Below are 16,969 nucleotides of genomic sequence, written 5' to 3'. Positions count from 1 at the left end.
AATACAAGTAAAACTTAAAAGTATCGGATCTCATACATAATAGACGCTAAACATCATCCGTTGCTTTTGATGTCTTAAAAAACACAATAATATCTTTCAAAAAAGAAGGTGGGAACAACTTTGTCACAAAAAGAAACACCATTGTTCACTGGTTTAATTGAACATGCAAAAAAAGACCCTATTCAGTTTCATATTCCAGGACATAAAAAAGGAGCAGGGATTGATCCTGAATTTAGACAATTTATTGGTGATAACGCCTTATCAATCGATCTAATTAATATCGGACCTTTAGATGACCTCCATGCCCCTAAAGGAATGATAAAAAGAGCTCAAGACTTAGCAGCGGAAGCATTTGGTGCAGATCATACATTTTTCTCCGTTCAAGGAACGAGTGGTGCCATTATGACGATGGTTATGACTGTTTGTGGGCCTGGAGATAAGATTATCGTTCCTAGGAATGTTCATAAATCCGTTATGTCTGCCATTGTCTTTTCAGGCGCAACACCTATTTTCATTCACCCTGAAATTGATAAAAACCTCGGTATTTCTCACGGTATAACAACGGATGCTGTTGAAAAAGCACTTGAACAACACCCTGACGCAAAAGGTGTACTTGTAATAAATCCTACCTATTTTGGGATTTCTGCTGATTTAAAGAAAATCGTTGAAATTGCTCATTCATACTCAGTTCCAGTTTTAGTCGATGAGGCACATGGTGTGCATATACATTTTCATGAAGATTTACCTTTAAGTGCAATGCAAGCAGGTGCCGATATGGCCGCAACTAGCGTTCATAAACTAGGGGGTTCAATGACCCAAAGCTCTGTATTAAATGTAAGAGAAGGACTTGTATCACCACAACGTGTTCAATCCATTTTAAGTATGATGACAACCACCTCAACTTCGTACTTGCTTCTTGCTTCACTTGATGTTGCAAGAAAACGATTGGCAACCGAAGGGCATGAACTTATTCAGAAAACGATTGAGTTGGCTAATTATACGAGAGATAAAATAAACGAAATTCCTAACATATCTTGTATAGGTAAAGAAATATTAGGTACTAAAGCAACATTTGATTATGACCCAACAAAATTGATTATTCCAGTTTATGAACTTGGTATTACTGGCTATGATGTTGAAAAATGGCTTCGAGAAAAATACCTAATTGAGGTAGAATTATCTGATTTGTACAATATCCTTTGTATTATTACACCTGGGGATACGAAAAATGATGTTGATACATTAATTAAAGCATTAAATGAGCTATCTTCAGAATTTAAGGCAATGAAAGAGCAAGGTGATGTAAAAGAACGCATTTTATTACCTGATATCCCAGTACTTGCGCTTACACCGAGAGATGCATTTTATTCGGAAACTGAAATTGTGTCCTTTGAAGAATCCGCAGGTAGAATTATTGCAGAGTTTATCATGGTTTACCCTCCAGGTATACCAATTTTCATTCCAGGGGAAATCATTACTGAAGAAAATTTAACATATATTAAGAAAAACTTAGAAGTAGGTTTACCAGTTCAAGGTCCAGAGGATCCTACACTTAACAAAATACGAGTGATTAAAGAACATAGAGCAATTAGATAACCCCCCCTTTTTGGGAATTCTAAAACGTATTTTAAGTACAAAACAAAGCTCAAGTACCTATACAAGTACTTGAGCTAATTTTTTCAGTACAATTTTCCAGTACTGAATTTAATAGTCAATCTTCCCTTTTATATATAACCCCTTTTATTTGACCTTTACTGAGCTTCGTTGCTGGTTTTGGCTACAACAATCATTATGACTACATTTACCATATAAAGTTGTCACTTTTTCTCCTTCTACATGACCGATTGTAGAGCTGCAGTGCTGACATACGATTGTTCCCATCTCCATACCCCTTTTCACTCTAGATAATTAAAACTCTTTAATTCTCCTAATCTCTGAAAGCGTTTAATTAACTCGTTATACCCATAATAATATGTCACATTTAAATAGTCAATAGTTAATTGTATAACACATTCATATGTGAATTATTTAAAGTATTTGTTAATAGGGAAGTATATTTTTAGTTAGAGAAGAATACGTATAATCTAGATAAAGTGATTATTACATTCTTAAGTAACAATTTTTATTCACTAATGTTTAGATAAAAAAAGGTCACTCTTTTTCAAGGAATAGAGTGACACATTCTAACGATTATTACCTAATATTTTATTCTCTTTTTTGCCTTTTCCAATTCATTTAATATAGATTGATAAGTGTTTTCCGATAGTACTGTTGAGTCATTTTTATAAGCCTCCACTAACAGCTCAAAGTCTTCAATCGCAGTTGAAGTGCGATGAAAAACTGATTCAGGCATTCTTACACATACATTACCTCGCAGGATACGTATTGTATAATTTTTTGGTTCTTTTGAAACAGCTTGATCCAGCATTTTCAAACCATCTAATGCATATTTTTTCTTATCTTTAGGGATTGGGGTATCTCTCGCTAAAAGTGCTGTAGCACTTCCGTAATATCCTAATGATTCTATGTGATTTGGTTTTTCACTTGCTAACGTTTCAAATAAATGATATGCCTGCTGTGCAGCTTTTTTATTTCCTTTTACACCTTTATGATAAAGATCAACAGCCTCATTAAAACGAAGATTCCATTCTGTATTATTAGCCATAAATAGCCTCCTATTTTTTAAGTTATACGAACAAAGAATTAATCCTCAATACGTATTCCTTTTTCAGTCAAAAACTCCGAATAAAATAAACTTTCATCTTCCTTAGCAAGTTCAGACCAAATTTCTTTGGCTTTATGAACAAAATATTTTTTCTCATAAACAGTTCCAAGATCAGCTAATACCATTAAATATTGACTTTTGGTTATATCAATATCTGTGTTACTTTGATACATTTTAATAACTGCTTCAAAATCCTTAATTATCTGATCACTACAACGAAAGAAAGTATCCGGAAGGCTAAATTGTATATAGGCTCGATGTAGAAGAAGTTGAATATACCTTGGATCATTGATCGGAATTGATGTATTTAGTTTCTTTAGCCCTTTTATAGATTTACTAAAGACCTCATAAGGATCCGAGAAGAATCGACCCAGTAAGGTTAACGACGCGGAATAATAAAACTTTGCTACCGGGCAGCTGCTATATTCTTTTTGAATGAATTCCCATAAAGCCAGTGATTGTTTTGCTGCCTTTTCATTACCGTTCACACCAATATCATGAAGTTTTAATGCAGTTTCATATAATTGTTCCTTTGGTTTTTCCATTATTTCATCAAGTATTAGCTCTTCAAATGAAAAGACGTTAATTAATTCGTTGGCTTTGGTAACAATCTCTTTATTTGATGAAAATTCAACAAGTTTATGCCATTGTTTTACTGCTTCCTCTACCATATCTAATCGAACAAAGCATTCTCCAAGCCTAAGTAGGATATCTTCATAGATAGCCAAAGAAAAAATAGTAGGATCTTTTTCATACTGAGCTGATAAATATTGAAAATCACGTGCTGCAGTTGAAGATCGAAAAAAGAAAAACTCTGGCAATCGATAACTTTGCATCGCCCTCCCATATCGTATTTTATAAGTTGTAGGATATTCACTTACAAGCTTATCTAATAGATTTGCAGTCTTATAAGCATTTGTGAATAATTCAACCATACCGGCAAAACTATGACTATTTTTAATTGAGTTCAAATGAACATTGTAAGCTTGTAAAATTGGATTATTAGAATCTTTATCCATTAATCGTGAGACTTTTTTCATCACCTTAAGTAAAGAGACCTCATCACTACAAATTGCCATAGTATATAAAGAATGAATTTCATCATTAATAGGGTCATTTATATTAGCTACTGGTAAAGATTTTAATTTGCTATTAAACTTAGGTATTTGATATGAAGAATCTATATCTAATAATTTATTTGCTACCTCCGTGGCTTCTTCTATCTTACCTAAACGTTCATACGCAGTAATTAAACTCTTCATTGTTTCAATACATAGTGTTTGTGGAATTCCATAAGAATTGCGTTCATACATGTTTATAATACATTCAAAATCCTCAATTGCTGTTTCCGTTCTATGAAATCGACTTTCAGGCAAGTTATTGGCAACATTCCCTCGTAATGTTCGAATTAATGCATTAGAAGGATCTTTTAATACCGCTACATCAAGCAACTTTAGACCTTCATTTGCATATTTCCCTTTCTCTCTCAGATCAAATGTATCTCTTGCTAGCAAAGCCTTTACTGATCCAAGATAAGCCATTAATTCCGTATTATTGGGATCATCTCTTAAAAGTTCCTCAAAAAGACGATGTGCTTCAATACCTGCTTTTTTATCTCCCTTAATTGCCTTGTAATAACACTCTACACCTTTATCAAACTGTTCCTCCCAATATTCCTCTAAATTTTCATAAGAATTCATGGAACATATCAAACCTCCAATCAACATTCGTATTTTAAAAATACAGTGATAATCTATGATTTAAAACAGAAACAAGTGTCAGAAATATAGAAAAACTATAAAATAGTCTATATTTTTAACAAAGTAAATGTAGAGATATTCAAGGCTTACTAGACGTTATTGGATATTATTGAAATTTCCTTTATGCATCATGGATTGTCGTATAGATTTACCTTAGGTTGGGTAAAGATACTGATGAACCAGAATATAACCATTTATCCTGGTTTGCGATGCATTTTAGTTTAGTGCAGGGATGGGTATTGGTTTAGTGTTCTGAGGTGTTTCTGAACCCACTCATCATTATAGTGGTCTACCAACTGGTGAAGGCTTTACAGATCAATCAGGAAGGGATGCATTGCGCTACTCTTTTTTTCATTAAGGTTTACATCCCTGGGCTATTTATTCAGCTATGATAAAGTTGATGAAAAATTGGGATTCTAATTAATTTTATTTCTGTATTTGGCGACTGTTTTTGGAGTAGCCACTTCTTTAGGCTTTTGGGGCTGCTCAAATAAGCGGAGGTATTTCTTATTTATTTAAAGGAATTGAGAAATAACTTTACAACTCAAATTACCATTATATTAATTGTAACTGTCTTATTTATGTTATCAGTACAAACTGTTCTTAATAAAGGAATTAAATATTTAAGTAACTTAAACGTAGTATCGGCGCTCTGTTTGCAGTATTAGATCACTTTCTTTTGCAGTGAATATAATCCTAATTGTTTTCTCATTATTAAAATCATTGCAACAAGAAAATATTGTTAAAAAGTAAAATGGGTACCAATATGGTACTCATTTTTTCAATCCGAAATAAACAAAATAATTTGATTTGCAATAGCAAATAGCAGGAGAGAAAAAAGAGAAAAGTATATCGCATTTTTCCTCGCCTTTATTAAAGTATAGGCAATTAAATATGAAAGATAGAAAAACATGACCAATAAGATAATTTTTGCTAATAAGCTATCTTTTTTTGAAAGCCATTCTATCACGCTATAGCTACTCCACAAAAGGAGATGAGTAACAGAAAGCAAGCTCCATGTTTTTTTCATTTCATCCTCCCCCTTTATCAATTCTTATGCAAAAATATAAGATTCTTTCAGGGATTTTGAAACTTAATCTTAATTATTTGTATAGAAACTTCATTATATTTTTCATTTATGTAACAAATAGATGACAATAGGAAGAAAATTGAATTATTATGATAAAATGTGTTTAATTTAGATACATATTTTTGAATTTTATAAATGAAATTCTGACATAAATAATTATTTTGTTCTATTTTATTCTATTAAAAAGAGGTGGACATGGATGAAAAGATCAATACTTATTGCCTTCATCATACCAGTCATTGTTCTTTCTTCATGTGAAAATTTGCTGTTTTCAGAAGGTCCCTTAAATGAAGATATTCCACAAGACAAACAACTAGTGTTTTTTTCCGATGATGAAAATATTCAGCGTGAAGCAGTCTATTATGATGCCTTATTGGACATTAAAAAGAATTTCCCAGAGGAATTTGAGAATATGAAAATAATCTCAGAGAAAACAGATCATAATCAATTCGAAATTGAAACTTTTCCTTCGCTTCTTGTTATTGATAAGAAACAAGTTTTAGTACAAATCGAAGGAACCGTCGTATCAAAAGAAGATATATTAGAGCCTGTTTCAAGCGCTCTATCGAAATAGAAAAAAATACATGCAAAAAGGCTGACTTTAATAGTCAGCCTTTTCTTTATTATTTTACGATATGGATTGGACTACCAATTGCAACTTCAGCAGCTTCCATTGTGATCTCACCTAATGTTGGGTGAGCATGAATTGTCATTGCAATATCTTCTGCTGTCATACCAGCTTCAATTGCTAATCCTAACTCTGAAATCATGTCTGAAGCACTTGGTCCAGCGATTTGTGCACCAATTACTAATCCATCTTCCTTACGAGTTACAAGTTTTAAGAAACCATCAGTATTGTTAAGTGATAACGCACGACCATTTGCAGCAAATGGGAATTTAGAAGCATTCACTTCAATGCCTTCTTCTTTTGCTTGAGCTTCTGTGTAACCTACAGAAGCTAATTCTGGCTCAGAGAATACAACAGCAGGAATAGCTAAGTAATCAATCTCTGCTTTTTCTCCAGCAATTGCTTCTGCAGCAATTTTACCTTCATAAGAAGCTTTATGAGCTAAAGGTGGCCCCTCAACAATATCACCGATTGCATAGATGTTTGGAATGTTTGTACGGCATTGTTTATCAATTTTGATAACACCTCTATCCGTCATTTCAACACCAACTTGCTCTAAACCAAGTTCATCAGTGTTTGGACGGCGTCCTACCGTAACTAATAAGTAATCAGCTTCAACAGTTTTTTCTTCACCGTTTACTTCAAATGTTACTTTAACACCGTTGTCTGTTTCTTCCACACCTTTTGCCATTGCTTTTGTGTGAATTTCAACATTTCCTTTTTTCTTTAGGTTACGTTTAACAATCGCACTCATTTGTTTTTCAAAACCAGCAAGAATTTCGTCAGCAGCTTCGATAAACGTTACTTCAGTACCAAAATTAGCATACGCTGTACCAAGCTCAGTTCCGATATATCCGCCACCGATTACAACAAGCTTATTAGGAATTTCCTGAAGGTTTAATGCACCTGTAGAATCTAATACACGCTTAGAGTATTTGAAAGCAGGGATTTCAATTGGACGTGAACCAGTTGCGATAATTACATTTTTAAATTTGTAAGTTTGTGAAGACGTTTCGTCCATAACTTTTACAGTTTCGTTATCAACAAAGTATGCTTCACCACTAACTACGTCAACTTTATTACCCTTAAGTAATCCAGCTACACCGCCAGTTAGTTTTTTCACAACACCTTGTTTAAATTCTTGGACTTTTGAAAAGTCAACAGTTACGTTTTCAGCTTTGATACCCATATCTTCAGAGTGTCTAGCTTCTTCATAACGGTGTCCAGCAGCGATTAGCGCTTTTGAAGGAATACAACCAACGTTTAAACAAACCCCTCCAAGTGTTGCTTTTTCAACTACTGTTACTTTTTGTCCTAGTTGTGCAGCGCGGATTGCTGCAACGTATCCGCCTGGACCTGCTCCTATGACAAGAGTATCTGTTTCAATTGGGAAATCTCCTACTACCATCGATTACGCCTCCATTAAAATTAATTGTGGATCGTTAAGTAAACGCTTGATGTGGTTAAGAGCATTTTGAGCTGTAGCACCATCGATCATTCTGTGGTCAAAGCTTAATGATAAAGCAAGAACCGGAGCTACAACAATCTCTCCATCACGAACAACAGGTTTTTCTGCAATTCGTCCAATACCTAAAATAGCAACCTCTGGGTGGTTAATTACTGGAGTGAACCATTGACCACCTGCAGAACCAATGTTAGTGATTGTGCAAGAAGCACCTTTCATTTCATTTGGTGCAAGCTTACCTTCACGCGCTTTTGTAGCAAGTCCGTTAATTTCATCAGAAATTTCAAACACAGATTTGCGCTCTGCATTTTTCACAACTGGTACTAGAAGACCTTTTTCAGTGTCAGCAGCAATACCAATGTTGTAATAATGCTTCTGAACAACTTCTTCTGTTTTGTCATCAAGTGAAGTATTAAGTACAGGATACTTTTTAAGTGCTGAAGTAAGAGCTTTCACTACGTACGGTAAATATGTTAACTTAATACCCTGCTCTGCTGCAACATTTTTAAATTGTTTTCTATGAGAAACTAAATTTGTTACATCCACTTCATCCATTAAAGTTACGTGTGGAGCAGTATGTTTTGAGTTAACCATTGCTTTAGCAATAGCTTTACGGATTGGACTCATTTTTTCACGAGTCTCTGGGAATTCACCCTCTGGAATTGCTTGAGCTGCAGCTGGTTGAGCTTGTTTCTCTTCTTTTGCAGCTGGTGTTTCTTCTGTAGTAGCTGGTTGAGCAGTAACTCCTCCACCTTGTAAGAATGAATCAACATCCTCTTTTAATACACGACCATTTTTACCGCTACCTGAAACTTGACGAATATCCACATCTTTTTCACGAGCATATTTACGTACAGAAGGCATAGCAATAACACGCTTAGAAGGATCTACCTCTACTTCTGCAGGTGCAGCAGCAGGTGCTTCTGTTTTCTCTTCTGCAGCTGGTGCAGGTTCAGCTTTTTCTTCCTTCTTAGGCTCATCATCACCATGGTCACCTTTGAATTTTAGGTTTTCGTAACCAGGTGCATCAAAAGTAATAATTGTTTGACCAACAGTTGCAACTGTTCCCTCTTCTACATTTACTTCTGTAACTGTACCTTTAACTGGTGATGGGATTTCAACAACCGCTTTATCATTTTGAACTTCAGCAAGGACATCATCTTCTTCAACCTTGTCGCCTGGTTTAACGAACCACTTTACAATTTCACCTTCGTGGATACCTTCACCAATATCAGGCAGTTTAAATTCAAATGCCAAATCATTCAACCTCCTATAATTATGTTAAAAATTCGTTTTGAAGTATTAATTAAAATTCAAGAACTTTTCTAGCAGTTTCTAAAATATCTTTATAAATTGGCAACCAAATATTTTCCGCTTCAGTAAATGCGTATACAGTATCAGGAGCAGCAACACGCAATACTGGTGCTTCTAAGCTTAAAATTGCTCTTTCAGTAATTTCAGCCACTACATTAGCCGCAATACCTGCTTGTTTTTGTGCTTCTTGAACGACAATTACACGACCTGTTTTTTCAACAGATGCAATAATTGTTTCAATATCTAACGGGCTGATTGTACGTAAGTCAACAACCTCAACAGAAATACCTTCTTTTTCTAATTCATCCGCAGCCTTTAATGATTCATGAACCATTGCTCCGTAAGTAATAATTGAAAGATCTGTACCTTCACGTTTTACATCAGCTTTACCAATTTCGATCGTATATTCTTCTTCAGGAACTTCCTGACGGAATGAGCGATATAATTTCATGTGCTCCAAGAATACAACTGGGTCATTATCACGAATAGCAGAGATTAAAAGTCCTTTTGCATCATAAGGTGTTGAAGGAATAACAACTTTAAGTCCAGGTTGTTGTGCAACAAGACCTTCCAAGCTATCAGCGTGAAGCTCTGGTGTATGTACGAATCCACCAAATGGGGAGCGAATTGTTACTGGAGCAGTCCAATGTCCACCTGAACGATAACGCATACGAGCTAATTGACCATTTAATGAATCCATTACTTCATAAACGAAACCAAAGAATTGAATTTCCATAACTGGACGGAATCCAGTTAAACCGAAACCAACTGTTAGTCCACCAATACCAGACTCAGCAAGTGGTGTATCGAATACACGGTCTTCTCCAAACTCTTTTTGAAGTCCTTCCGTCGCACGGAATACCCCACCGTTCACACCAACGTCTTCACCATATACAAGGACGTTTTCATCATTTTTTAATTCGGTGCGTAATGCATCAGTGATGGCTTGAATCATTGTCATTTGTGCCATGGATTATTTCGACTCCTTTGCTTTGTAAATTTCATATTGCTCTTTTAGGTTATAAGGCATTTCTTCGTACATGATTTCCATCAAGTCCGTTACCTTTTGTTTTGGATATTTATCAGCTTTTTGAATAGCATCTTTAATATCTTCTTTTGCTTGTTCAATAACTTTATTTTCTTCTTCTTCGTTCCAGATTCCTTTGTCCTCTAAGAACTTACGGAAACGAACTAATGGATCTTTAGCTTCCCACTCATTTTCTGTTTCTTTTGTACGGTAACGTGTAGGATCATCACCAGCCATAGTGTGTGGTCCATAACGGAATGTTAATGTTTCAATTAATGTAGGACCTTCTCCGTTAACTGCACGCTCACGAGCATCACGAACTGCAGCATAGACTGCTAATGGATCCATACCATCAACTTGAACACCTACGATACCAGCTGCAACTGCTTTTTGTGCAATAGTTTGTGCTGCAGATTGTTTTTCAACTGGAGTTGAGATCGCATAGCGGTTATTTTGTACAACGAAGATTGCAGGAGCTTTATATGCACCAGCAAAGTTAATACCTTCATAAAAATCACCTTGTGATGCACCACCGTCACCTGTATAAGTGATCGCAACAGCTTGTTTGCCTTTCTTCTTAAGACCTAATGCAACTCCAGCTGTTTGGATGTATTGTGCACCGATGATAATTTGTGGAGATAAGCAGTTAACTCCTTCAGGCATTTGGTTACCATGGAAATGTCCACGAGAAAACAAGAATGCTTGATATAACGGAAGACCATGCCAAATGATTTGTGGAACATCACGGTATCCAGGTAAAATCCAATCTTCTTTTTCTAAAGCATATTGAGATGCAATCTGAGAAGCTTCTTGTCCTGCAGTTGGAGCATAGAAACCTAAACGACCTTGACGGTTTAATGAAATAGAACGTTGATCTAAAATGCGTGTATAAACCATACGACGCATTAATTCTTTTAATTGATCATCACTTAATTCTGGCATTGCCGCTTCATTTACGACTTTACCTTCTTCATTTAAAATCTGGAATGTTTCAAAAACCTTAGAAATAGCTTCAAACTGTTTCTTACTGTCTACAACAGCGCCTTTTGTTTTTGCAGCCATTTTATAACCTCTTCCTTTCCATTTTAAGAGTGTTGTTCAATCCATATTGAGAATTGAACTTCAAAAGTATTAGTAAGAGAATTCCAATATTCACAGCAATAGGTTACCCTAAAATCATATGGATGACACAATTTTTTTGAATTCGACTTTTCTTACCCTTATACCACTCACGAGATGTATAAAAACGTTCTCTATGTATGGTTTGGTGGTCTGTTTAGCCCACACTGTATTAGTTTAAATTTAAAATAAACTGATACACATTAACAATTCATTTACAAGTTTACACCAATGTTTTCACGCCCGTCAATCAGTTTATATCTATAATAGCTAAAGAATAATAAATTTTATCCTTAATCTTTTTCCCTGTTTCTTCAAACTGTATTATCACAAATACAAACACTGTAACATTGTTTGTAATACAGTTTTATATAAAACTTGTATTTATTATATATACTCGACAATTTTCACCTTCTCGAACACTGCGTTTTCATATTTAGCTAATAATTTATTCAGCTTTAAATGAATACCATTCGGAATAAGAGAATCAACAGTGCACAAAAAAGAACCTCCCAAGTGGAAGGATCTTCATAAGCATAGCATTATTCACTTTTTTCAACATTTAAATTGGCTTCTTCATAAAACTTTATTTTTAAATCATTATATTGTTCCGTTAGTTTGTTAAATTCATTATTTTGTTCCATAACAGATTGATATGACTTATTAACTTTATCTATTTGTGTTTCCAACTGCTCCATCTCCAAATCTTCCTTTTGAAGCATTGAATACAGTTCTTTGTCTAAAGAAATTGACTTTTTGTAGTTTTCATAAAGTTTTTCGTATGATTTATATCGACCTTCCATTGCAGACTTAAGCTCTTGTGCAGATTGTAAAAGTGTTTCATCCTTAATTTTTTCTATTTCTTCATTAATTTCATTGAATTTATCTTTCGAAGACATAATACTGTCATATTCCATTTGTATTTTAGATTCTCGTTCCTCTACTGAAGTTAAAGCTTGGTTAGATAAGGAAACAACTTGTGCAAATTCTTTCATTCCCAAATCCATAATCTTATTATAGAGGTCCGCTTCCTTCTTTTCGAGTTCGAGTAATGGCTGTTGTTGTTCTTTAAATGAATCTTCTAATGTAACAGCTTCCTCCAAAATCGTATAAATCTTTTCTTCTGGTGCTGGACCGAAGCAGCCAGAAAGTAAAAACAATAATATTATAAACAAAACGTAATTACTTTTTCTTAGCATCAGAATGTATATCCTCCTAACTTACAGACATTTCTACTATAATTGGTCTAACATATTTTCTCAATAGGTTTTGAATATATATTTGGAATTATTTGGATGGAATCCACTTTTCCAATTTTTGTATTTATTATTTACATTCATATGAGCCTGTCTTAGTTTTTAGACCATTATTTCTTGTGGTTTTCAGAGAGCATTTCTCAAAACCAATCATAGGGGTATACAAAGGAGGTAAAGTATCTAATAACATCAGTAATCAACTGCTCCTTAGGAAAGTTAGAGTCAATTTAATCATATCTAGGCTAATGTCTATACACTTTTGAACTACTTTCATACAGTGTACTATACGCCAAAACAAAGGGCGTAATCATCATGAGGAGGTCGTTAGAATGCATTATTATGATTGCAATTACGGGTGTGGAAATTATGGTCACGGATATGTTGCACCAACAGCTGGATACGGAAACGGCTTTGCGTTAATCGTTGTATTGTTTATTTTACTAATTATTGTTGGTGCAGCTTACATCGGCTATTAAAAATAAAAGTAGAGAAATATGTCAAAGGGCTAACAATTTTTAACTGTTAGCCCTTCTATATTTTTACGAGATACTTTAAGTAATCCCAAAATCTTTTCGATTTCTACTATTTCCTATATAATCTTGTAGTATAATACAATGAAATTATATCTATTTATATATACATAATGACCTGGAGGTCGGTCGGAAAAATATAGCTTGACTTGCCTTAGTCATTCACTAATTAAATACTTTAGCTTTATGTTTAAAGGAGTGTTTACCATGATAACAATGGAAGATATTATAAGAGAAGGTCATCCAACTTTGAGAGAAGTGGCGAAGGAAGTTACATTACCTCCTTCTGATGAGGATAAAGAAACCTTATCTCAAATGATCCAATACGTAAAAAATAGTCAAGATCCGGAAATTTCTGAGAAGTACGGATTACGCCCAGGTATAGGACTTGCAGCTCCTCAAATTAATGTATCAAAAAGAATGATTGCTATTCATGTTGTTGATGAAAAAGGAAACCAGCACAGTTATGCTCTATTTAATCCAAAGATTGTTAGCCATTCTATTGAGAAAAGCTATTTAACTAGCGGTGAAGGCTGCCTTTCGGTTGATCGAGCAGTTCCAGGCTTTGTTCCTCGTTATGCCCGAATTCGCGTTAAAGCTACAAGCCTTGAAGGAAAGAATATTGATATTAGACTAAGAGGTCTATTGTCCATTGTTTTCCAGCATGAGATTGATCATTTAAATGGAGTTATGTTTTATGATCATATTAATGGAGATCACCCGTTTCAAGAACCTGAAAATGCAGTTCCAATTGAACGTTAAAGAAGGGATATACTCCCTTCTTTAGTTTGTCTATGAGTGTTTTTTCTTCACTTTAATGTTTACTCTCTATTGAAGTATTAATACTGCTTTTTTTCGCCAATTTAGCTGAGCTTAAATAAACTCCAGCAAAAACAAACAATAAACCTAAAATCATATGTGGAGAAATACCTTCCCCAAGTAATAAATACCCCCATAACATTGCCGTAATTGGAACGATATAAGTTACCAGCGAAGCAAATTCTGCACTACCTTCTTTAACCATATAATAGTAAAAAAGATAAGCAAATCCAGAACCAAACACACCTAATCCAATTAACGATATAAAAGTATGAGCCGAAAAAACTGATGGTAGATGAACAGATTCATTTAATAATAAAATAAATACTAAGCTGATCATTGTTGAAAAAAACAAAGTAACAATCGATACAATTATAATAGATAATTCCTGTAAATATCTTTTTGCCATTTGAGCGCCTAACCCATAACAAAATGTAGCAAAAAGCATCGTTCCTGCCCCAATAAAGTTTTCATTTATTAAGCTTTCAAAATCAAGATTCAACAAAATTAAAATACCAAAAAACCCAATTGAAACTCCAACCCATTGTCTCCCCTTAACAGGAATAAAGAAAAAGAGTGCCCCAATGACAATTGTCCATAATGGAGTAGTTGCATTTATAACAGAGGCAAGACTACTGGAAATCTTCATTTCACTCATAGCTATGAATGCAAAAGGAAGTGCATTATTAAAAAGTGCTACAAGAAAAAGCTTCAGCCACGGTAGACTTTTAAACCTTACTTTTCTCAACTCTTGCTTTTTAAAAACAAAAAGAATAATGAATAGTGTGATTGTGCCAAATAAACACCGCCAAAACACAACACCCCATGGCCCTAAATCTTCTACAAGGACCTTTATAAATAGAAATGACATCCCCCAAATCATACTTAAAATAAATAATGAACTATATAATTTTTTCATTTCAGTTTATCCTCCTGATGTGTAAAAAGCATGTTTTCAAACTAAGTGAAAATGAAGAAATTGTCAATTTCTTTCACATTAATTCCCATGAAAATATCACAAAAAATGACATATACTAAAACCGATAACATGAGGTCGGTAAATAAAAATTAGGTAGGAGGATTTTCTATGTTAAAAAAATTAAAGAAATCTCTTAGAAGACAGTGGAAACACTTAGTAAAGAGAAAAACAATCGCTTAATAAAGCCTATTCCAACTGGTGCCTATATTTTATTTTTAACTGTGAGTTATAGACTTATTTACCAAAAGTAGAGTCGCTCTTGCCCTATAGGCTTGGCTTGAATAGAAATATCGCATATAATAGAAAAAGTTAGTCTAACATTCGGAAGTTAAGGAGAGATTTGGTAAATGATTTTTAAAGTTTATTATCAAGATAAAATTACAGAGGTTCCTGTTCGCGAACGAACAAACACTCTTTATATTGAAGCAACAACTGAAGCAAATGTGAGATTTAAACTTAAAGAACGCGGCTATAATATTGAATTTGTCACTGCAGTTGATGGGGCATATTTAGAATATGAAAAGCAAAGCGAAAATTATAAAGTATTGGAGATCTGATTGTTATGAAATTTGTAAAAAATGATCAAGTTGCTGTCTTTGCATTAGGCGGACTTGGTGAAATCGGAAAAAACACGTACGGAGTACAATTTCAAGATGAAATCATCCTGATTGATGCTGGAATAAAATTTCCAGAGGATGAGTTACTTGGAATTGATTATGTCATTCCTGACTACACTTATTTATCCAAAAACGAAGATAAAATAAAGGGATTATTTATTACGCACGGACATGAAGACCACATTGGTGGAATTCCATATTTACTTCGTCAAGTAAACATTCCTATTTATGGGGGTAAGCTTGCTTTAGGTTTACTCAGAAACAAACTTGAAGAGCACGGACTTCTTCGACAAACTAAATTAATCGAAATTCAGGAAGATGATATTATTAAGTTCAGAAAAACATCTGTAACCTTTTTTAGAACAACTCATAGTATTCCTGATTCATATGGTATTGTCGTTAAAACGCCACCTGGAAACATCGTACATACTGGTGACTTTAAATTTGATTTTACACCTGTAGGTGAACCTGCAAACTTAACAAAGATGGCTGAGATTGGTCGGGATGGAGTTCTGTGTTTACTTTCTGACAGTACAAACAGTGAGATTCCTACCTTTACGATGTCAGAGAGACGTGTCGGTGACAGTATACACGAAATTTTCCGTAAGGTTGATGGTCGCATTATCTTTGCAACATTTGCATCAAATATACACCGCCTCCAACAAGTAGTTGAAGCTGCGGTTGCACACGGACGTAAAGTTGCTGTGTTTGGGCGAAGTATGGAGGCAGCCATACAAATTGGACAAGATTTAGGATATATTAGTTGTCCTAAAGATACTTTTGTAGATGCACATGAAATTAATCGTATGCCAGCTCATCGTGTGACAATTCTTTGTACAGGATCTCAAGGTGAACCAATGGCAGCTCTATCGCGTATCGCAAACGGCACTCATAGACAAATTCAAATTATACCTGGGGACAATGTTGTCTTCTCTTCTTCTCCAATACCAGGAAATACACTTAGCGTTAGCAAAACGATTAATCAACTGTTCCGTGCAGGAGCAGAGGTAATCCACGGACCACTTAACGACATTCATACTTCAGGTCACGGTGGTCAAGAAGAACAAAAACTTATGCTTAGATTAATGAAGCCAAAATACTTTATGCCAATACATGGTGAATTCCGTATGCAGAAGATGCATGCTAGACATGCAGTAGACTGTGGTGTTGAGGAAGAAAACTGTTTTATCATGGATAACGGAGAGGTTCTAGCAATAGGAGATAAAGAAGTTGGAATTGCTGGGAAAATCCCTTCAGGTAATGTTTATATTGATGGAAGTGGTATTGGTGATATCGGTAACATTGTCCTCCGAGACCGCCGAATTCTGTCAGAAGAAGGTCTTGTGATAGTCGTTGTAAGCATCAACATGAAAGACTTCAAAATCGCAGCAGGTCCAGATATTATCTCTAGAGGTTTTGTCTACATGCGCGAATCTGGTGATTTAATTAATGATGCTCAATCACTAATCTCCAAGCATCTGAACAAAATTATGGAACGTCGCACAAGTCAATGGTCCGAAATTAAAAATGAAATCACTGACACACTCGCTCCATTCTTATACGAAAAAACAAAGCGTCGCCCAATGATTTTACCAATTATTATGGAAGTTTAATTAAAAAAGCAGTACACCGATTGAAAA

The 16,969-nt window shown here is 34.6% G+C and carries 15 protein-coding genes and 2 pseudogenes; 7 read left to right on the top strand and 10 right to left on the bottom strand.

All coding sequences use genetic code 11. The features are described 5' to 3' along the window. The first annotated feature begins 120 nt into the window (after window positions 1-120). Window positions 121-1,596 (top strand): aminotransferase class I/II-fold pyridoxal phosphate-dependent enzyme, encoded by a 1,476-nt coding sequence (locus LPC09_RS08835; RefSeq protein ID WP_231309443.1) that lies wholly within the window; start codon window positions 121-123, stop codon window positions 1,594-1,596. Between the two features lie 144 nt (window positions 1,597-1,740). Here the strand turns inward: LPC09_RS08835 and LPC09_RS08830 are convergent, their stop codons facing one another. From LPC09_RS08830 to LPC09_RS08820, 3 genes are all read right to left on the bottom strand, one after another. After that, window positions 1,741-1,881 carry a GapA-binding peptide SR1P gene (locus LPC09_RS08830; RefSeq protein WP_231309442.1) on the bottom strand — a complete coding sequence of 47 codons (141 nt, stop codon included), beginning with the start codon at window positions 1,879-1,881 and terminating at the stop codon, window positions 1,741-1,743. Window positions 1,882-2,197: 316 nt separating this feature from the next. Next, entirely contained in the window at window positions 2,198-2,665 is a 468-nt protein-coding gene (locus tag LPC09_RS08825) for a hypothetical protein (RefSeq protein WP_231309441.1), read from the bottom strand. A gap of 38 nt (window positions 2,666-2,703) precedes the next feature. After that, window positions 2,704-4,425 (bottom strand): tetratricopeptide repeat protein, encoded by a 1,722-nt coding sequence (locus LPC09_RS08820; protein ID WP_231309440.1) that lies wholly within the window; start codon window positions 4,423-4,425, stop codon window positions 2,704-2,706. Between the two features lie 212 nt (window positions 4,426-4,637). Here LPC09_RS08820 and LPC09_RS27570 point away from each other — a divergent pair. After that, window positions 4,638-5,144 (top strand): annotated as a pseudogene (locus LPC09_RS27570) (BCCT family transporter); the annotation flags it as partial. 122 nt (window positions 5,145-5,266) lie between these two features. Here the strand turns inward: LPC09_RS27570 and LPC09_RS08810 are convergent. Continuing rightward, window positions 5,267-5,515 (bottom strand): hypothetical protein, encoded by a 249-nt coding sequence (locus LPC09_RS08810; protein ID WP_231309439.1) that lies wholly within the window; start codon window positions 5,513-5,515, stop codon window positions 5,267-5,269. A 259-nt stretch (window positions 5,516-5,774) separates the two neighbouring features. Between LPC09_RS08810 and LPC09_RS08805 the strand changes: the two genes are divergently transcribed. Continuing rightward, a complete protein-coding gene (locus LPC09_RS08805) occupies window positions 5,775-6,149 on the top strand; it encodes a hypothetical protein (RefSeq protein WP_098798087.1) in 375 nt (124 codons plus the stop codon). Between the two features lie 49 nt (window positions 6,150-6,198). Here LPC09_RS08805 and lpdA read toward each other — a convergent pair whose 3' ends face one another. The 5 genes from lpdA to LPC09_RS08780 all read right to left on the bottom strand — a co-directional run bounded on the left by lpdA (window position 6,199) and on the right by LPC09_RS08780 (window position 12,327). Then, window positions 6,199-7,611 carry a dihydrolipoyl dehydrogenase gene (gene lpdA, locus LPC09_RS08800; RefSeq protein WP_098798086.1) on the bottom strand — a complete coding sequence of 471 codons (1,413 nt, stop codon included), beginning with the start codon at window positions 7,609-7,611 and terminating at the stop codon, window positions 6,199-6,201. Window positions 7,612-7,614: 3 nt separating this feature from the next. Beyond that, window positions 7,615-8,925 carry a dihydrolipoamide acetyltransferase family protein gene (locus LPC09_RS08795; protein ID WP_098798085.1) on the bottom strand — a complete coding sequence of 437 codons (1,311 nt, stop codon included), beginning with the start codon at window positions 8,923-8,925 and terminating at the stop codon, window positions 7,615-7,617. A 49-nt stretch (window positions 8,926-8,974) separates the two neighbouring features. Next, complete coding sequence (locus LPC09_RS08790; RefSeq protein WP_098798084.1) at window positions 8,975-9,952, bottom strand: alpha-ketoacid dehydrogenase subunit beta; 978 nt, start codon at window positions 9,950-9,952, stop codon at window positions 8,975-8,977. Window positions 9,953-9,955: 3 nt separating this feature from the next. Next, on the bottom strand, window positions 9,956-11,071 hold the full coding sequence (pdhA, locus tag LPC09_RS08785; RefSeq protein ID WP_098798083.1) for a pyruvate dehydrogenase (acetyl-transferring) E1 component subunit alpha: 1,116 nt from the start codon (window positions 11,069-11,071) through the stop codon (window positions 9,956-9,958). Window positions 11,072-11,670: 599 nt separating this feature from the next. Beyond that, window positions 11,671-12,327, bottom strand: coding sequence for a YkyA family protein (locus LPC09_RS08780; protein WP_231309438.1), 657 nt, complete (start codon window positions 12,325-12,327; stop codon window positions 11,671-11,673). Window positions 12,328-12,773: 446 nt separating this feature from the next. Here LPC09_RS08780 and LPC09_RS08775 point away from each other — a divergent pair. Both LPC09_RS08775 and def read left to right on the top strand, forming a co-directional pair. Then, a pseudogene (locus LPC09_RS08775) lies at window positions 12,774-12,860 on the top strand (YjcZ family sporulation protein); the annotation flags it as partial. Window positions 12,861-13,121: 261 nt separating this feature from the next. Beyond that, a complete protein-coding gene (gene def, locus LPC09_RS08770) occupies window positions 13,122-13,676 on the top strand; it encodes a peptide deformylase (protein WP_231309437.1) in 555 nt (184 codons plus the stop codon). A 52-nt stretch (window positions 13,677-13,728) separates the two neighbouring features. Here def and LPC09_RS08765 read toward each other — a convergent pair whose 3' ends face one another. Next, window positions 13,729-14,652 (bottom strand): DMT family transporter, encoded by a 924-nt coding sequence (locus LPC09_RS08765; RefSeq protein WP_098798079.1) that lies wholly within the window; start codon window positions 14,650-14,652, stop codon window positions 13,729-13,731. A 407-nt stretch (window positions 14,653-15,059) separates the two neighbouring features. On the opposite strand from LPC09_RS08765, the gene LPC09_RS08760 reads away from it, so the two are divergent. Both LPC09_RS08760 and rnjA read left to right on the top strand, forming a co-directional pair. Further along, the gene (locus LPC09_RS08760) at window positions 15,060-15,269 is read left to right on the top strand and encodes a DNA-dependent RNA polymerase subunit epsilon (protein ID WP_231309436.1); all 210 of its coding nucleotides are present in this window, start codon (window positions 15,060-15,062) and stop codon (window positions 15,267-15,269) included. Between the two features lie 5 nt (window positions 15,270-15,274). Continuing rightward, the gene (rnjA, locus tag LPC09_RS08755) at window positions 15,275-16,942 is read left to right on the top strand and encodes a ribonuclease J1 (RefSeq protein ID WP_098798077.1); all 1,668 of its coding nucleotides are present in this window, start codon (window positions 15,275-15,277) and stop codon (window positions 16,940-16,942) included. Window positions 16,943-16,969: the final 27 nt, after the last annotated feature.

This window comes from Metabacillus sp. B2-18 (assembly GCF_021117275.1).
Lineage (GTDB): Bacteria > Bacillota > Bacilli > Bacillales > Bacillaceae > Metabacillus.
This window is presented reverse-complemented; position numbering and strand designations above follow the sequence as displayed.

Bases quoted from the DNA above. Each gene is read 5' to 3' on its own strand.
- LPC09_RS08830 (WP_231309442.1), bottom strand. From the start codon at position 1,881: ATGGGAACAATCGTATGTCAGCACTGCAGCTCTACAATCGGTCATGTA.
- LPC09_RS08825 (WP_231309441.1), bottom strand. From the start codon at position 2,665: ATGGCTAATAATACAGAATGGAATCTTCGTTTTAATGAGGCTGTTGAT.
- LPC09_RS08820 (WP_231309440.1), bottom strand. From the start codon at position 4,425: ATGAATTCTTATGAAAATTTAGAGGAATATTGGGAGGAACAGTTTGAT.
- LPC09_RS08810 (WP_231309439.1), bottom strand. From the start codon at position 5,515: ATGAAAAAAACATGGAGCTTGCTTTCTGTTACTCATCTCCTTTTGTGG.
- LPC09_RS08805 (WP_098798087.1), top strand. From the start codon at position 5,775: ATGAAAAGATCAATACTTATTGCCTTCATCATACCAGTCATTGTTCTT.
- lpdA (WP_098798086.1), bottom strand. From the start codon at position 7,611: ATGGTAGTAGGAGATTTCCCAATTGAAACAGATACTCTTGTCATAGGA.
- LPC09_RS08790 (WP_098798084.1), bottom strand. From the start codon at position 9,952: ATGGCACAAATGACAATGATTCAAGCCATCACTGATGCATTACGCACC.
- pdhA (WP_098798083.1), bottom strand. From the start codon at position 11,071: ATGGCTGCAAAAACAAAAGGCGCTGTTGTAGACAGTAAGAAACAGTTT.
- LPC09_RS08780 (WP_231309438.1), bottom strand. From the start codon at position 12,327: ATGCTAAGAAAAAGTAATTACGTTTTGTTTATAATATTATTGTTTTTA.
- def (WP_231309437.1), top strand. From the start codon at position 13,122: ATGATAACAATGGAAGATATTATAAGAGAAGGTCATCCAACTTTGAGA.
- LPC09_RS08765 (WP_098798079.1), bottom strand. From the start codon at position 14,652: ATGAAAAAATTATATAGTTCATTATTTATTTTAAGTATGATTTGGGGG.
- LPC09_RS08760 (WP_231309436.1), top strand. From the start codon at position 15,060: ATGATTTTTAAAGTTTATTATCAAGATAAAATTACAGAGGTTCCTGTT.
- rnjA (WP_098798077.1), top strand. From the start codon at position 15,275: ATGAAATTTGTAAAAAATGATCAAGTTGCTGTCTTTGCATTAGGCGGA.